This is a genomic window from Anaerosalibacter sp. Marseille-P3206 (genome assembly GCF_900155565.1).
Taxonomy (GTDB): Bacteria; Bacillota; Clostridia; order Tissierellales; family Sporanaerobacteraceae; genus FUHM01.
In genome coordinates this window covers 1,613,054-1,630,543 of record NZ_FUHM01000002.1, presented here as the reverse complement: position 1 = coordinate 1,630,543, position 17,490 = coordinate 1,613,054, and the positions used below count along the sequence as shown (strand labels likewise).

12 protein-coding genes and 1 riboswitch are annotated in these 17,490 nt (G+C 30.5%); of the genes, 4 read left to right on the top strand and 8 right to left on the bottom strand.

Features of this window, described 5'->3' with window-relative positions:
- Positions 1–22: 22 nt before the first annotated feature.
- Complete coding sequence (gene ebgA / locus BQ9840_RS09105; RefSeq protein WP_077369487.1) at positions 23–3,052, bottom strand: beta-galactosidase subunit alpha; 3,030 nt, start codon at positions 3,050–3,052, stop codon at positions 23–25.
- A gap of 168 nt (positions 3,053–3,220) precedes the next feature.
- Positions 3,221–4,198, bottom strand: coding sequence for an SAM hydrolase/SAM-dependent halogenase family protein (locus BQ9840_RS09100; protein ID WP_097677477.1), 978 nt, complete (start codon positions 4,196–4,198; stop codon positions 3,221–3,223).
- Between the two features lie 190 nt (positions 4,199–4,388).
- Here BQ9840_RS09100 and BQ9840_RS09095 point away from each other — a divergent pair, with 190 nt between their 5' ends.
- A complete protein-coding gene (locus BQ9840_RS09095) occupies positions 4,389–5,162 on the top strand; it encodes a protein kinase domain-containing protein (RefSeq protein ID WP_077369486.1) in 774 nt (257 codons plus the stop codon).
- Here the strand turns inward: BQ9840_RS09095 and BQ9840_RS09090 are convergent.
- The 5 genes from BQ9840_RS09090 to BQ9840_RS09070 form a co-directional block, all read right to left on the bottom strand.
- Positions 5,138–5,434, bottom strand: a complete 297-nt coding sequence (locus BQ9840_RS09090) for a MarR family winged helix-turn-helix transcriptional regulator (RefSeq protein WP_077369485.1) — start codon at positions 5,432–5,434, stop codon at positions 5,138–5,140. The genes BQ9840_RS09095 and BQ9840_RS09090 overlap by 25 nt on opposite strands.
- A 91-nt stretch (positions 5,435–5,525) precedes the next feature.
- A complete protein-coding gene (locus tag BQ9840_RS09085; RefSeq protein ID WP_077369484.1) occupies positions 5,526–6,296 on the bottom strand; it encodes an ABC transporter ATP-binding protein in 771 nt (256 codons plus the stop codon).
- Positions 6,296–7,387 (bottom strand): FecCD family ABC transporter permease, encoded by a 1,092-nt coding sequence (locus BQ9840_RS09080; RefSeq protein ID WP_200804908.1) that lies wholly within the window; start codon positions 7,385–7,387, stop codon positions 6,296–6,298. Before BQ9840_RS09080 ends, BQ9840_RS09085 begins: the two co-directional genes overlap by 1 nt.
- 3 nt (positions 7,388–7,390) lie before the next feature.
- Positions 7,391–8,413 carry an ABC transporter substrate-binding protein gene (locus tag BQ9840_RS09075; RefSeq protein WP_077369483.1) on the bottom strand — a complete coding sequence of 341 codons (1,023 nt, stop codon included), beginning with the start codon at positions 8,411–8,413 and terminating at the stop codon, positions 7,391–7,393.
- Positions 8,414–8,434: 21 nt separating this feature from the next.
- The gene (locus BQ9840_RS09070; protein ID WP_077369482.1) at positions 8,435–8,755 is read right to left on the bottom strand and encodes a CGGC domain-containing protein; all 321 of its coding nucleotides are present in this window, start codon (positions 8,753–8,755) and stop codon (positions 8,435–8,437) included.
- A gap of 113 nt (positions 8,756–8,868) precedes the next feature.
- Positions 8,869–9,055: riboswitch (cobalamin riboswitch) on the bottom strand.
- Between the two features lie 371 nt (positions 9,056–9,426).
- Between BQ9840_RS09070 and BQ9840_RS09065 the strand changes: the two genes are divergently transcribed.
- Positions 9,427–10,944 (top strand): caspase family protein, encoded by a 1,518-nt coding sequence (locus BQ9840_RS09065; protein WP_159436134.1) that lies wholly within the window; start codon positions 9,427–9,429, stop codon positions 10,942–10,944.
- A 58-nt stretch (positions 10,945–11,002) separates the two neighbouring features.
- Here BQ9840_RS09065 and BQ9840_RS09060 read toward each other — a convergent pair whose 3' ends face one another.
- Positions 11,003–15,055, bottom strand: a complete 4,053-nt coding sequence (locus tag BQ9840_RS09060; protein ID WP_077369480.1) for a S8 family serine peptidase — start codon at positions 15,053–15,055, stop codon at positions 11,003–11,005.
- 477 nt (positions 15,056–15,532) lie between these two features.
- Here BQ9840_RS09060 and BQ9840_RS09055 point away from each other — a divergent pair, with 477 nt between their 5' ends.
- Together BQ9840_RS09055 and BQ9840_RS09050 are read left to right on the top strand one after the other, a co-directional pair.
- On the top strand, positions 15,533–16,261 hold the full coding sequence (locus BQ9840_RS09055; RefSeq protein ID WP_200804907.1) for a tyrosine-type recombinase/integrase: 729 nt from the start codon (positions 15,533–15,535) through the stop codon (positions 16,259–16,261).
- Positions 16,262–16,279: 18 nt separating this feature from the next.
- Entirely contained in the window at positions 16,280–17,137 is an 858-nt protein-coding gene (locus tag BQ9840_RS09050) for a hypothetical protein (RefSeq protein WP_077369479.1), read from the top strand.
- Positions 17,138–17,490 lie beyond the last annotated feature (353 nt).

Below are 17,490 nucleotides of genomic sequence, written 5' to 3'. Positions count from 1 at the left end.
ATAAAACCTCCTATAATTTATATTACTCCTCACAAAAAGGTTTCCATCTAATATTAAATACAAAATTATTAGGTTTAAGACTATGTTGTGGTAATGGTACAGGCCCACAGCTATTACTTCCTAGTCCATGATTTTTATAATCAATATTTAATGTAATAAAATCCCTCTTATTAAGATCCGATAGATGCTTAGCACTTTCTAAATCCTCTGTAGTATAATAATGAGCACTGAAATTTAGCATATCTTCAGCAATTACTACAAATCCTGTTTCTCTCTCATCAGCTAAGGAAACCCATTGCACATCAGATCTGTTTCCATTATCTTGTGGATATGAATATGGAGTATATAGCTCATCTACAGAACTACAATATATCCCAAATGGACTGGCTTCATTACTATCAATATAGGATTCCCCTGGTCCTCTTCCATACCATTTTACCCTTGACATATCAATAGGCAATTTCATCTGTAGCCCAATCTTTGGGAAAGATTCTGGAAGTTTTCCCTTTGGATTTCCCTTTATAGACATATCTACATCTCCACTACCATATACATTGTATTTATATTCGCATTCCACAGCCCAATCACCATTTGGTGGAGAAACAAAATCTTTTATAGTCACTGTTACCTGTTTGCCATCTATATTTGTTTCCACATTATCAATCCTATGTTGTATTTGATGGATTCCCTTCCTTCTCCATTCTTTGACTACATACATATCATTGTCTATAGGAGCCCTCCAAAGATTTAACTTAGGACCTTCCTTCAAAATATCTACCCCTTCATAATTCCAATTACAAATTTGACCTTTAATCTTATTAAATATTAATCTAAAATTATATCCTTCTATATTAATAAACTTACAGTCTTCTTCAACATTTAAACTATGCATGTATTGTTTAGCTAAAATAGACTTTTTAGATGAACTATATGGCAATTTAAACTGTTCCCAAGCAATCACATGCCCCTTATTAGCCCAATCAGTATCTACAGCCAAATCAAATTGAATATTAAGCCACAAATCTGTATTCAATTCATATTTTTTATTAAGATCAAAAGGTATTGTTACAATCTCACTACTACCAGCTTCAATATATGGCATATCAAGTATTCCACTTTGAAGTGTTTTACCGTCTCCTGAAATATTCCAATGTAAATTCAAATGATCTAATGATATAAAATCATATATATTTTTTATCTCTACTTGACCTTTACTCAAATTAACTTCTTTTACCTTTACAGGTTCAATTATCTTCTTGTATTGCTTTAGCCCTGGGGTAGGAATCCTATCCGGTCTCAATAACCCATCACAGCAGAAGTTAGCATTATTAGGCTCATCTCCAAAATCTCCACCATAGGCAAAGTATTCTCTTCCATCTTCCGTATATCTTCTAATACCATGATCAACCCATTCCCACACAAATCCACCTTGAAGCCTCTTATACTTATAGAAAATATCCCAATATTCCTTAAGTCCACCTGGGCCATTTCCCATAGCATGAGCATATTCACAGAGAATATGAGGCTTATCCATATCCTTCTTCCCATGTTCCTCCATCTTCTCATGAGAAGAATACATAGTACTAACCACATCAGCTACTTCTACTTCAAAATCCCCCTCATAATGGACTAATCTAGTATCATCTCTCTTGTGGCACCACTCAGTCATAGACTTGAAATTTGAACCAAAACCAGATTCATTGCCCAATGACCACATTATGATAGAAGGATGATTTTTATCTCTTTCAACCATTCTCTCTATTCTATCAACATAAGCCTTCTCCCACTTTGGATCCCCACTTAACTGACTAATATCTCCTAATAACTCAAATCCATGACATTCTAAATCAGCTTCATCTATGACATATAACCCATATCTATCACAAAGTTCATAGAACCTTGGATGGTTTGGATAATGAGAAGTACGAACAGCATTTATATTATGCCTTTTCATTAGTATTACATCTTCTTCCATAGCATGGAAAGGTACAGCCCTACCTAAGTCAGGATGTACTTCATGACGATTAACACCCTTCAACATTATAGGTACGCCATTCACAAGGAAATTCCCATCTTTCACTTTCACAGTTCTAAACCCTACCTTTGAAGGTACAACTTCTAAAATATTATCATTAGCATCTTTAAGAACTTGAAGAAGATTATATAGATATGGATTTTCTGCTGACCATTTATTGGGTCCATTAACAGGTATCTCTACATTAATTATATTTTGAGGCTTGCCAATTATTTTTTCTCCTACTTTTGAGAAATCCTCATCTAGTAGTATATATTCTATTTTGTAATCTCCTTCAGCTTTAGAATCAATATTTGCTATAACAGTCTCTATACTCAATACACCATCTTCATAATTCTCATCAAGCTTAGTCTTTATAAAAAAGTCCTCAATATGAACTCTGTTTCTAGCAATTAGAGCCACATCTCTAAATATGCCACTTAACCACCACATATCCTGGTCTTCTAAATAACTGCCATCAGTCCATTGATATACTCTTACAGCCAAAGTATTCTTTCCAGTTTTTATGTATGAAGTAATATCAAACTCTGAAGGCATTCTACTTCCTTGACTATAACCAACTTCCTTTCCATTAACCCAAAGATGAAATCCACTATCTACTCCTTCAAATCTAAGTAACACTTGAAGACCACTCCAATCCTCAGGTATATAGAAATTTCTTCTATAACAAGCAGTAGGATTTTCTGATGGAACCCTAGGCGGATCAACTGGAAATGGATATATCAAATCTGTATAATGAGGATAACCATATCCCTGTAACTGCCAATTCCCAGGAACCCTGATATCATCCCAATTACTCACATCAAAACTTTTTTCATAGAAACCCTCTGGAGACTCTTCTGGAGTATTAGAATAGTAAAACTTCCACATTCCATTGAGAAGTTTAAACCTCTTTGCCCTTCCCCTTTCAAAAGTAACGGCAGAATCTATGTCATCAAAAGACATAAAATATGCCCTACTATCTAATCTATTAAGTTGTAAAACCTCTAGATTGTCCAAATCTTTAAAATCAGCCATCTCCCAACCTCCCTTTAGTATTAACCCATGTGTTAAGTGATAGTAAACATTTTCTATAAGTAAAATAAACTAATTAATATTATTATACATTATATTTACAGTCAATAAAAACTCCTTTCAAGAAAAAAACAGACTAACCTCATTTAGATTAGTCTGTTCAAATAATTATTATTTCCCTATTTTTGTTATCTTAATAGTCCATTCTGCACCTGAACTTACTCCATGTTCTTCTGCAAAACTACCCATATTAATAGCAGCTGAAACATTCAACAAGCTATTATAGTATAGCAATGGTTTGCCTAATTCTACATCTCCAAAGCTATCAGCAAATGGCATATCTCCTTTGTATACCACCTTATCGCCTTCTAATATTTCAACTCTAAACATATCTCCAGCCTTAACATTTAACTTTTCAAACATTTCATCTGGGATATTGGACCAAATGTTTCCATATTGGATATCTAATACTGGAATATTACCCATAACAGTTTTATTCTTAATAGTTGCCTTTTGGTAAGGCATCTTTACTATTTCTTTTTTAAGCTTAGGTCCTACATCTTCAAATTTGATTTGACCTGAAGCAAGTCTTGCTCCTACATATGCAAAAATATCTCTTCCGTGGAAAGTATAGGATTTTTCAGAACCTTCAAGTCTATTTTTCTTTTCATCAATTTTTCTTACTTCTTCAATTCCCATATCTTCTGCAACTAAACCAAAAAGTCCGTTATCTGGTCCTACAAAGTAGTATCCATTTTTAGTTTTTAGTACAACAGAATTTCTGTCTGTACCAACACCTGGGTCAACTACTCCTACAAAAACTGTTCCTTCTGGCCAAAAGCTACAAGTTTGTTTGAATCTATAAGCACCTTCCCAAATATCAAAACTTGGAATATCATGAGTTATATCAAACATCTTTAGCTCAGGATCTGTTTTAAAAGCAACACCTTTCATTGCAGATACAGCTCCATCTTTTAGACCGAAATCTGATAAAAATACTAATGCTGACCTTTTGTCCAAATAACTTTCTGCTTTTGCAGTTGTCTTTGCCTCATCAGCAAAAGCAAAACTAGCTGTTGATAGCACTAATACTAGTGCAATAAGTAAACTAGTTAACTTGATATGTGTTTGTTTTTTAGAATTAAACATGCAATCCCTCCTAATATATTTGTTCTGATTACTACCAAAATATTATACCACAAATAAAAATTAGTGCTAGGAAGTAAGTTACTGAGTTAGTAAATATCGCCACTGATACTTTGTCAATTGTATTGCTTTTATAGCACATATTTGTATATAATGTAATAAAAGAAAATTATATCATCTAAGGGGTGATTTTATGGAGTTAATTAATAATAGGTATAGAATTATTAAAAATCTAACACAAAATAATATATTTTCTACCTACCTAGTTCTAGATATGTGGGATGAAAATAAGAAAATGCAATTAAATGTATTAAATTATGAATTTATGCCTAGTTCACTGATAGATTTTTATTCAAGTGAATTTCTAAGCTTCATAAATATCAACAGTGATAATATAGTTAAAAATTATTATTTCAACAGAATATCTAACATTGATAATAAGGAAGTAACAGAAGAACAATATTATTATACTTATGAATATATCAAAAAATCTATGGAATTATTAGAATACATAGAAAATATGGACTTTTTTGATATTATAGATATTTTTGTAGAAATATGTAAAGCTATAAATTATCTTCATCTAAAAGGGCTAAACTATGGTGAATTGAATATAAATAATATATTGCTCATAAAAAACAATGGACACTATAAATTGAAGCTTAAAGATTTAGCAACAGTAAAATTAGAAAAAAACTGCTATATAGATGACAATACCGACTGTTCCTATTTTAAATCCCCTAGAATACTATCTAATGAAAATCCAGATAAGGCATCTGATATATATTCACTAGCTACTATATTATTAACTATGCTTAGAAAAAAACAAGGTAATTTAAATCCTAAAGATGATTTAGCTATATTCAGAAAAGAAGTACAGGATGAACGCACTCTAAAAGTACTAAAAAGGACAAGGGGACAGGTTCACTGTCCCCTTTATCATTATAGATTTTTTCTACACAGTTGATATAATTCTAATAGTTCTTTATCATAATCATTTTGTAATTGATCCTTCATCCTTTTCCCTTCTTCAGTAATTCTATAATAAACTATCTTAGCAGATTTATATTCTCTTTTTAAATAGTTTGCATCTTCCAATTTGTTAATATATACATTAACCATAGATGGAGCTCCATCAATTATTTTTGCAATTTCTTTTTGAGTTGTATCCGGGTTCATTTCTATATGTTGTAATAATAATAACTCCTTAAGTTTATTTGTTGGTTTAAAAAACTTCATGCCATCACCTCTAGAACAAATTATATCAAATTCTAAAGTAAACAACAATTCAGATACAACTCAAATTATATCCTTAACCATAGAAAATAGTTTAAATATGAAATGGTTTAAAAGCTATACTCATAATCTTGTTTTCCTTGTTCAAAATTATTTCTGAATCAACATCATATAGTTCCTTTATTAATTTTTTAGTTAATACTTCCTTTGGAACACCATAATCTACAATTTGCCCATCTTTCATTGCATATATTTTATCGCAATATAGTACAGCTATATTTAAATCATGAATAGCTGATATAACCGTAATATTTAGACTTTTTGCAATAGACATAAACTGAAGTTGATATTTTATATCTAGGTGATTTGTAGGTTCATCTAGAATCAAACATTCAGTATCTTGAGCTAATGCTCTTGCCAAAATTACTCTTTGTTTTTCTCCACCAGATAAACTATTATAATCTCTATGTGCAAAATCCTCCATTCCTACCTTTTCCAAAGAACTTAAAGCTATTCTATAATCCTTATGGTTGTCCCTTTCTAAAAATCTTTTATGAGGAGATCTTCCTATTAAAACCATATCCAATACTGAAAAATCAAAATCTAATTCATTATGCTGAGAAACTACTGCGATCTTTTTTGCAGTTTCTTTTAATGAAAGATCCTCTATATCTTTATTATCTATAAATATAGTACCTTTTTTAGGTTTTAATGTACGATATAGACATCTTAACAATGTACTTTTACCACTACCGTTAGGACCAATTATTCCTACAAATTCATTATTAGAGATATTGATACTTAAATCCTTTAGTATTTGTTTTCCACCTAAAAAAACAACTAATTCCTCAGAGCAAACTTCCATCACCTTCCACCTCCAAAACCATATGATTTATTTATCATTAAATATATGAAAATTGGAGTACCTATCATAGATATCAGTATACCTATTGGTAACTCACTACCTGGTATTATTATTCGTGATAAAACATCTGCCCATATTAAAAATATAGAACCTATTAAAGCCGTAATTGGTATAATCTTTTTATGATCGGTTCCGAATAATATTCTTACAATATGTGGAATTATTAACCCTACAAAACCTATAATTCCTGATGAATACACTATTAAACCTATGATTAAAGAAGTTACAAGTAAATAAACTTGACGATATGTGTGCAAATCTTTTCCTAATGTAATAGAAACTTCATCACCAAGAAGCATTAAGTTTAAAGTTCTATATTGAGTTATAAAAAATATGGTGGAAATTATTATTATAGGAAATATGAATTTTATACTTTCCCATTTAGCACCTGCCAAACTACCCATTAGCCAATAAGTAATGCTCCTGATTTTCTCTTTGTTCTTGCAAAAATATACTATAAAGCTAGAAAAAGCTGAGCATAAGGTACTAAGGGCCATACCAGATAATAATAATTTTGTAGAATTAGCCCTACCATTTATATTCGCCATAGTTATTACAAGAATGGATATGGCAAAAGCTCCTATAAAAGCACATATCCCAACATAATTGGACCCAAGGGATATGCCCACTCCCAACATAATAGCTAAAGTTGTCCCTAAATATGCCCCAGATGATACACCTAAAATATATGGATCAGCTAAAGGATTTTTAACAACTGCTTGCATTATTAATCCTGATATTGATAATCCCATACCAACACAAGTAGCTAAAATAATCCTTGGAAGTCTTATAAACCAAACAATATCTATAATTGCATCGCTAGGAAGAGTATCTGGGTTTCCTATAGAAAATGTCTTATAAAATATAATCCTATAAATGTCTTTAAATGATATATCAACAGACCCCATAGCTACAGATATTAATATTGAAAATACTAATGCAACTAAAAGTATAATAGAAACACCTATATATATAGGTGTTCCCTTAAATAATCCCTGTTGAATATCCTTATCTAAACTCTTCTGTTCCATATTCTACTCCTCATAAAGGTCTGGATATAAACCTTTGCTAATAGTTATTATTCCATCTAAAGTTCTAATACCACTAGCATAAACTTCGCTTAACATTATAGGATGTACCCTTTCATTTTTTATAGCTGCTATACTAGAAAGAGCAGGATTTTCTGTAATAGCTTTTAAAGCTGTATCCCTATCTATTTCATCACCATAATAAACAGTGAAAATTACATCAGGATTAAGTTTTACTAAATCTTCTCCACCAATATTTCCATTTTGCCTTGCAACTAAATCTGCACCAACCTGAGTAGCTACATTTCCTCCTATACTATCTTCTCCATAGATTCTAAATACATTATCTCCACCAATTTCTAAGATAACAGTTTTTACTGGATCTTTATCTTTTGCAAAATTTTTAGCTTTTTCTATTTCATCTTTCATGTTGTTAACTATTTCATTTGCTTTATCTTCAACATCAAAAATTTTACCCATATTTAAAATATCTTCATATTCGTTTTCTAAGGAATTAGGTTGTACAACACCACTATTCTGTGCCATATAGGTGTTAATCCCTCTTTCATGCCAAAAATCAACATCTCCTAAATTCTTTTCACCAAATAGAGAATACCAGCTTAGTATAAAGTCAGGTTCCATTGCAAGAACTTCCTCTTTTGTAGGTCTATTTTCATAATATTTAACTTTTTCAAAAGCTTCTTTGTATTCGTCTTTTACTTCATGATCTAATCCAGCTGTAGCAACAATTCTATCTTCCAATCCTAATGCTAATAATGTTTCAATAGAATTTTGATATACAGCCAAAACCCTTTCTGGTGACTTTTCAAATGTAATCTCCACAGGTTCAGCAGAATAATTATACGTCTTTATAGTTACTGGATAGTGAGATTCATTATTATTTTCTGACTCTTCCATAGACTCTTGAGCAACTGTAGAAACATTTTCCTTAACATCAGATTCCTTACTACATCCAGTAACTCCAAAAATCATAATTATAGCTAAAAACAAACTTAAAAACTTTTTCATGCTATCCTCTCCTTATGTGTTTTAATGAGTACCTTCGATAATCTGAATACCCTTTGATTCAAAAATCTCCTTTATTTCGTCTAATCTATTAGCTTCACATTTAACTATACAAACTCCTAGATGAAGTTTATCAACTCCATTTTCTTTTAATTTTTCTGCTATATTTATTATATTTTCCTTAGTATTTTTAGAGCAAATATCACAAGTAAAGAAAGACATAATTTCAGTATCTATATTCTTATATTGGGAAAAATGTTTTTCTTTATTATTATAAGCCCTGAAACATCCCATAGTTGTACATATACCATTAATTTTTTCACATATTCCAATTGCTATTTTCATATTTCCCCCTAATTAAATTTAATAAAAAAACAATCCTTTAATACACACAACAAAGGATTGCTCATAGAGAATGTCTATAAACCATTTTATTTACCCCCTTTATCGTCCGTAAAGTATAGTAATATAAAATAGGCAGGTGTTCTGACTTAAGCCTCATTGTTTTTTCAGCCTTCCCAGTTTCCCAGTGGCATATTGAAAAAACTACTCTATTACAGCGGCGGGACCGTGTGGGATTTTCACCCAACTTCCCTTTTAATCTACAAATTAAAAATTAATAGAACCTATTTTAAACTATTAAATTGACAGTTAAATTTTACTAGGTGGTTAAAGATTTGTCAAGCCCAAGTACCGTAAGTTTTGCGACAAAAAAACCTTCCCTACTGTCTCACCTTATGTCGCAGCATGGTTTTATTTAGTCTCCATAACAAATCTATGAACATTAGCCAAATATATATCATTGAATTGTTTTTAATATTTTTATATTATATATTTGAAGGTTGACATAGCACTCAACCTTTAGACTAATAGCAGTTCTGTCTACAACTGAGGCAAGCTTATAGCTTGCCTTTACATATTAAAACTCCTACTTTATAGAAGGAGTTTTTTTTTATTTATCGAATATATAAATATAACATTATTCTGCAAACATATTTATACAAGGGGGAGATAATTTGATTAAAAAAAATACTATAATTACAATATTAGCATTTGTTTTATTACTTAGTTTTGTACCAACTGTAAGCTATGGAATTGAAACTCCAACCTACAGAGCTTTACTAATAGGTAATAGTAATTATCAAACTTCTGAAAACCTCAATGGTCCATCAAACGACTTAATAAGAGTTGAAAATGCTCTTACTTTTAATTACTTTGGAACAAACAATACACCTTTCACTAGTATAATAAAGAATCAAAATTTAACAAAAGATGAGATAATAAATAGTATTAGAGAAGCATTTAAAGACGCTAAACCAAGAGATGTTTCCTACCTATACTATTCAGGCCACGGTGCATATGATATTTCAAATAATACATCCTATTTAATAGGAGTAGATGAATATGGTTTAAGCGTTCATGAATTAGAAAAAGAACTAAGAAATATACCTGGGACAATTGTAGTGATATTAGATAGTTGTCACTCAGGAGGATTCATAAATAAGAGCTTTGGAACAATGTCTGAAAACAACTATACAGAAGAAGATTATCTAAAAAATTATAATCAATCTATTTTAGATGCCTTTACAAAAATAAAAAGCCGAAGCTACTTAACAGATAGTAAATACAAAGTTATTACAGCAGCTTCAATAAATCAATATTCCTATGAATATAATTTTTCAGATAGTTGGGGGTGGGGAGGAGAATTCACTAGAGCTTTTGTAATGGGCAATGGATATAATGGCAATTTTCTAGCTGATGGTAACTATGATGGTAATGTAACTCTACAAGAAATTTATTACTATACTATGAATAACGTAAGAACAAGTAATGTCCAAACATATCCTATTGGTGACAACTTTATAATTGGCTCTACTATAAAAAAAGCTTCTCCTGAAAATATAATTACTTGGAAAACCTCTTATGATATTCCTCTTAATAAGGCATGGAATATTAAATTTAACATGAAATTAAATAAAGATGCATTGGAAGATAATATATATATATTAGATTCTAATGGCAATAAATTCCCAACAGATGCTAAAATAAGCTCTGATGAACAAAACATTACTATTACTCCTTTAAAAAACTATGATTACAATTCCCAGTATACTATAGTAATCGAAGACAATATATACTCACAAAGAGGACATAGACTTAAAGATAAAGTATTAGCCTCTTTTTTCACAGTAGAAGGTATAATAGATTATGAAAATACATGTTTAGATTTTGTTCAAAATGGCCATTTCACTAATCATTCATATCCAACTATACGAGAGGCCTTTGACAACTACTTTTATAATCCCGCTTGGGAATATTTCTACTCCAATGAAGATACACATGTAGTCGAATTTAATGGGATGGTCAAAAAAAATGGTGTTTATGGAAATCTAATAATACAATTCACAGTAGACTTAATAGAAGAAAACTTTAATGTAAACTATGTAGCATTTAACAGTGAACCTTTAACTACTAAAGAATTTGAAAGCCTTTTAAATGCAATATATGACTATTATATTAATACACATAAGTAAAACACAGAAACGAAAGAAGAACTCATTTCTAATTAGAAATGAGTTCTTCTTTGTTTATTTATTCAGTTCTTTCAATTGTTATAACTTCCTCCACCATATTTCCTGCCATATCTACAAGAACTATTTTTAATTCATTAATTCCTATATCTAAATCTACATCAAAAGTAAAGCTTTCTTCAATAGGTTCTACTATTGAATATTGAGATAATCTATCAACTCTATTAACTTCACTTCCATTAATATATAAAGTTAAAGCTGGAAAATTATCTTTCATCAATATTTCTAAAGTAGCGCTTTCATCTGTAAGCTCTCTTTCCTTTACTTCCACTGTCAACTCTGGTTCAGTAGTATCTACCCAAAATCTTCTAACTATGCTAGTCTCTACTCCACCTTGACTAATAGAAAGGATTTCAACCTCATGATATCCATCTTCAAACTCTAATTCAAGTTCAAATTCATATCCTTCACCACTTCTTATTACTTCATCATCTTGTTTTATTTCGATCTCTTCATTATAGGATACATCAGCTTGTATTCCATTAATTTTAACTACAGGAGTTAATGTTGTATCAAATACATAACCACTAAATTTAATGACATTTTCATTGTATGGCTCTAGTAATTCAGGATTAATTAAGTAAATAACTGGTCTACCTTCATCCTTACCTTCCGCAATATTCTTTTCCCTCATATTACCTGCATAGTCTAATACCACCACTTTAATCTCATAATTTGTTAACCCTGATAGATGTTCTAACATATCTATTTCAAATAGATTTTGTTCATCTTCTACTTCTATATTTTCTACAGGTTTGTTATTAACAAATATAAGTATTCGTGAAAGACCTATTCCACTATCTTCAGCTTCAAATTTTAACTTTGAACTATATTTATCAAATGATAAATTGCTTATCTCTGGTGCTTTAGTATCCACATATACAGGTATTTTCTTTTCCTGCCACCTTGCTCCATCATAATGGATTTTAGATTCAATCTCATAATAATACAATCCATCTTCAACAATCTCACCATTTATCTTACCATCCCAAGCTCTATTAGGATTGAAAGAAAATGGTAATTTCCTTCCTCCATCAATATAAGTTTTTGATGCAAACTGCTCTGTTAAAATAGTTGATAATTTGTTTCCTTCACTATCTAAAATATTATATCTAACTTCTTCAGCATTTCTCATAAATGAAGGTATTGGAATAACTATATTAGTTCCAAATATTTCACCATCAGCAGTACCTGGACTAATAGCAGCTTTACTAGGAATCATAAAGTTGAATTCTCCATCTATCATTCCAGCATATCCATAATAGGATTCTTCTCCTAATTCTTCAAATCCGTCTAATATCTCTGGTTCATCCCAGCTACCATAAAACCCTAAGAAAGGTATGCTAAGTTCAGGATAAGTATCAGAAGTATCAGCTAATCTAACAAATCCTTCAACAAACATATTTCTATACAATTCCTCATCCATTCCAAAATCTACATGTAAAGTAAAATCTACATAATCCTTTGCAGGAATCGTTATAGTATCTGGTCCTGATACTACTTTATCAATTTCTCTAGCTACTAATAAATTGAAATGATCTTGGTAAATATAATCAGTTAACAAATCTAAATCAATACTATAAGTAATCTCCTTATCAGTTGTATTGATTGCTCTTAAATTTAAATCAAATTCAGTTTCATTAAAATCAAACAACTCTACCTTAGCCTCATTATTTAATCTATTAACCACTATTACTGGTGTAACTATGGCACTTTCTACATCCATTAATCCTGCGCCCTGTTTTCTTGGTGAAATAGCTATGTTTTCTTCATCTAATAAAACTTTAGCTGTATTCATCAATAGTATCTTTGCTAATTTAGTCTGCTCACCAATAGAACTTTCTTTAGCTGACGATGTATAAACCGTTTCATTCCCATGTATATCCATATAGATAAGTGTTTTAGGAAGAACAGACAAATCTTTTACTTCCTCATTAAACAATGTAATTATATTCCCTTTGCTAGTTTTAATATAGATTGGTTCGTTTTCTGTAATAGCCTTTAATATTTGCTCATTAATCATATCACTATATTCTGAATCCAATAACCTTCTATCATAAGCCCTATTTCCAATAATTATAGAATTATTAGGCAATGGTGATACCTTATCACCTATTTCATCACCTATAATTAAATCTTCAAGATGCAATTCATTTAATCTGCCATTTTTACTAATATATTCCTTAACTATTGCAGCACCACCTGAAACATGAGGAGCTGACATACTTGTACCACTCATAGTCCCATAACTGTTATTTTGAAGTGTAGAATATATTTGTCCCCCCGGAGCAGTAATTTCTGGTTTTAACTCTAAACTTGGAGTAGTACCCCAAGAAGAAAAATCAGACATCTGTCCTGACATAGGGTTTGGAACTTGCATTTCATCATCTGTGAAACTAACAGTCTTAATAGGAGATTCAAGCATTTTATCTCCACTACTATGTCCAACAAATACAGCAGGTATTGTAGCTTCAGGAGGATAGGCCATATTAATTAACTCTTCTCCACCATCTTTGTGATTATATACAATAACTCCAATAGCTCCTGCCTTTTCAGCATTAACTATCTTTTCTACAAAAGTTAATCCCCCACGTATAATTAATGCTATTTTCCCACTTACATCTATCTCTTCAAAATCGGTTACATCACCCACTCCACAATCTACATACTCTACATCAGAACCCAGTGAAACTGGATGATTAGAACTAGCAACTGATAAAACTATCTTTTCATCACCAAGTATTAAATATGGAGTCATCATATGAGTATTTTCAAAAGATGCAACTTGGATTGAATCATATGAAAGTCCTGGAGCCCCTACAAGGCCAATATCAGGATTGTTTTTAGTAGGTAATCCAGAGTTTGTTTCAGTCCAACCATGAGCTATATATCCAGAGTTTCCTGCTGAAATAGAGCATACAATACCATTATCCACTGCATAAGAAATAGCCTTATTTACTGGACTATCTTCTACATAAAATGAAGCAGTAGAACCTAAACTCATATTTAGCACATTAGCCCCTAACTTTATAGCTTCTTCAATAGCCTCTAAATAAATGTCATCAAAAGTCGTAGCATAAATAGGGTCATTACTAAATACCTTCATAGCTAAAAGTTGTGATTCAGGAGCAACACCTTTAACATATCCATTAGCAGCTACTGTACCAGCTACATGCATACCATGTTCAGAAGCTGAAGGTCCAATATCAAGTATTTCTTCATTTTTATCATAATAATTATAACCATAAGGTACTTTTTCTGTATAAAATCTACCCTTTAAGCCCTGTTCATTTTTCATTACATTAATATCTTCTTCACTTAATGAAGCAGCACCACTATTAGTTAACACCATATCTGAATGACTTGGGTCTATACCGGTATCAATAATCGCTACAACCATTCCTTCACCTTTAAATCCTAAATTCCAAGCATTAAGAGATCTAACCATATCATTACTGGTGTGCATATCAGGTTTAATAGTAGGTCTTTCATATTCCTTAGAAATGTAAACCTTTCTAACTCCCACTATGTTTTCTATAGCATCTATTTCACTAAATTTAGATTTACCACTAAATCCATTAAATACAGTAGTAAATCTCTTATCTAAACTGAAACTGATATTCTTACTATGAATTTCCCTTTCAACTATTTCCTGCTTTTGTAAAAGTTCTCTTTCTAAACTATCTAGCTCTCCTTTAGGCATTGCAGAATATTGTATATCTTCTTCTGTAGCATAAGTTATCAAAGGTCTTTCTTCTAATTCAACAATAATCCTTACTTCATCATCTTCATCTAGAATAAGATTATCTATCTTTTCACCTTTTTTAAAAGCATCTTTTATTTCATCAATTATTTCATTTGATACAGGTTCCCAAATTGTATCATCTAGGGATTCTATTTGATCATTTTCTTCAATGTTTTGTTCAATGTTTTCAACATCCTCATCTACACTTAAAAAAGATTCTGGTTGTAATTGTTCTTCTCCAAAAGCAAAACTCGAAACCATTAAAGATAAGATTAAAACAAACATAAGCATTTTTGAAATTCGTTTCAAATCATCGTCCCCTTTTCTAATATATTTTTACAAACTACCCTCCTTTTTTAAAAATTTATATATGTATATTCTATATTCTATATAAATATAGAAATTCCTCTAATTTTTAGAATATTTTCTATCTTGAAAATTAACTGAATTTTATGCCTTGGCTGATCTTTCTTTCAACAACTTTCGACATAAAACGGGTTTTTCACCAAAATTCGGGTACTTAACCAAATTTCAGCCAGAAATCATTACCTTTATAATCTTTTCATGTTATAATGTATTATATAACAAATAATAATTACTCATTTGTCAAATAATAACATCAATAGCTATAAAGAAGGGAGTCGTCTTAGTAATGATGTTAAGTGATGTAATAAATATGTACAAAAATTATTTAATAACCACAGACAAAAGTAAGGAAACAATAAAATCCTACTTATCTGATTTGTCATCCTTCCAATTCTTTTTAGAAAAAAATATAATTGTCCCATGTATATTGATGATTTAAAAGTAGAAGATATAGAGGACTTTTTATTTTATCTAAAAGAAGAAAAAAGCCTCGCTTCTGCTAGTCGTAGTAGGCATCAATATACATTACGAGCCTTTTGGAAATATGCTTGTAACAAAGATTTGTGTAAACAAAACATCGCCAATCTTATAGAACCTATTAAAATCAAAAAACAAGAAAGAACCTTTCTTACTACAGAGGAAGCTCATGAATTAATAGAAGCTATCGACCATCCCCTTACTCAACTTATATGCAAAACCCTTTTCTATACAGGAATGAGAATAGGTGAATGTTTAAATCTTAGACTAAAAGATGTAGATTTTGAAAAAAACATGATATATATTATTAATGGAAAAGGTAAAAAAGACAGAAATATACCTTTAAACAAAAACCTAATTCCCCCACTTAAAGATTATCTTTCAAATTGGCGTCCAGATGTAGATACTGATTATCTATTTGCTACATCTAAAACTGGGAAAATTAGCTCTGTCTATGTAAATAGAATAATAAAAGATACTGTTGAACGTCTTGGTTGGGAGAAAAAAGTAACAGCTCATATTTTAAGACATAGCTTTGCATCAAATCTAATTAAAAAAGGAGTAAATATAGTTCATGTTCAAAAACTTTTAGGGCATTCTAACCTTAAAGTAACCTCTATATATACTCATACAGAAATGGATGATTTAAATGAATCAGTTAATCTATTATAATAAAAAGGAGGACTTTATATGGAAAAAAATTCGTTTGAAGATATTAAACTATATGAAGATTTAATCCTCACTGAACTATTGAACGGAAAAACAAAAGAAGAAATAGCAGCAACTCTACAAGGTAGTAGCAGAATAGACTATGATGAACATTTTATATTAAGAAGCCTTGCAGAAGGCAAAACTAGAGAAGAAATAGCTAAAATATTAAAACATAAAAGCTTTCGAACCTTAGATATGTTTATGAGAAGAAGAGGATACAAATGGGATAGCGAAAAGCAAAACTATATACTAGAATCTCAAAAAACAAATGATGATTATGATTCTATCTCCTCGTCAAAAGTACAGCAAATAATAGATCTTTTTAAAGCTAAAATTGATCCAAAAGAAATAGCTAAAAGAGTAGGAATGACAGACCATATGGCTATAGCACAATATATGAAAGATAAAGGTTATGCTTGGTCTCCAGAAGAACAAAACTATACACTCATAAAAGGAGAGATCCCACAAACAAATACAGTTAGTATAAATAATAACACACCTGAAAACGTTAACATAGAATACGAAACAGAACCCACTACATATTTATCTAAACTTGATAGACTCGAAAAACTAATTCCCCTATTAGAAACGATAGACAAAAACAAAGAAAGAATTTTAGATCTTTTAGTAATAAATGACGAAGGTACAATACCTAGATACGTAGTTGGTGGAATAACGATTACAAAATCCATATGCATGTCTCATAGGTTAGCTAATTTAGTAAAAGAATTTAGCATAGAAAAAAATATAAGCCAAAAAGAAATTTTTGAAATCGCTATAATAGAATTCTTAAAAAAATATGGATATGAAAGCGAAATTAACGCTCTTTTCTTTTAAAAAACCTTTTTCCCTTATATTATATTGAATATAAGGGTTTTTTTTACTATTATTCATTATAATTTACTTGTTATTAACAAGCTTAATTTTATATTGGTTAAATATTTAACATTTTATTTCATAAGCATTATAAAACCATTTATTATTCTAATGATGTTATTACAAAGTAACAAAAGGCTTGTCCTTCCTATCCCTGTATTATACTGGATTTCAAGAAACCTTTTATTGGGAATTATTTTGGTAATATATGTGCTATTACACAAACAACAGCAAAAGGAACAGAGGAACAACTTGAAATACAAATCAATGGAAAGCAAACAGTAACAATTGAAGAATTAAAATCAGCTGGATAT

What these genes read in the sequence shown, in the direction of transcription:
- ebgA (WP_077369487.1), bottom strand. Translation starts at nt 3,052, where the DNA reads ATGGCTGATTTTAAAGATTTGGACAATCTAGAGGTTTTACAACTTAAT.
- BQ9840_RS09100 (WP_097677477.1), bottom strand. Translation starts at nt 4,198, where the DNA reads ATGTTTAATTCTAAAAAACAAACACATATCAAGTTAACTAGTTTACTT.
- BQ9840_RS09095 (WP_077369486.1), top strand. Translation starts at nt 4,389, where the DNA reads ATGGAGTTAATTAATAATAGGTATAGAATTATTAAAAATCTAACACAA.
- BQ9840_RS09090 (WP_077369485.1), bottom strand. Translation starts at nt 5,434, where the DNA reads ATGAAGTTTTTTAAACCAACAAATAAACTTAAGGAGTTATTATTATTA.
- BQ9840_RS09085 (WP_077369484.1), bottom strand. Translation starts at nt 6,296, where the DNA reads ATGGAAGTTTGCTCTGAGGAATTAGTTGTTTTTTTAGGTGGAAAACAA.
- BQ9840_RS09080 (WP_200804908.1), bottom strand. Translation starts at nt 7,387, where the DNA reads ATGGAACAGAAGAGTTTAGATAAGGATATTCAACAGGGATTATTTAAG.
- BQ9840_RS09075 (WP_077369483.1), bottom strand. Translation starts at nt 8,413, where the DNA reads ATGAAAAAGTTTTTAAGTTTGTTTTTAGCTATAATTATGATTTTTGGA.
- BQ9840_RS09070 (WP_077369482.1), bottom strand. Translation starts at nt 8,755, where the DNA reads ATGAAAATAGCAATTGGAATATGTGAAAAAATTAATGGTATATGTACA.
- BQ9840_RS09055 (WP_200804907.1), top strand. Translation starts at nt 15,533, where the DNA reads ATGTATATTGATGATTTAAAAGTAGAAGATATAGAGGACTTTTTATTT.
- BQ9840_RS09050 (WP_077369479.1), top strand. Translation starts at nt 16,280, where the DNA reads ATGGAAAAAAATTCGTTTGAAGATATTAAACTATATGAAGATTTAATC.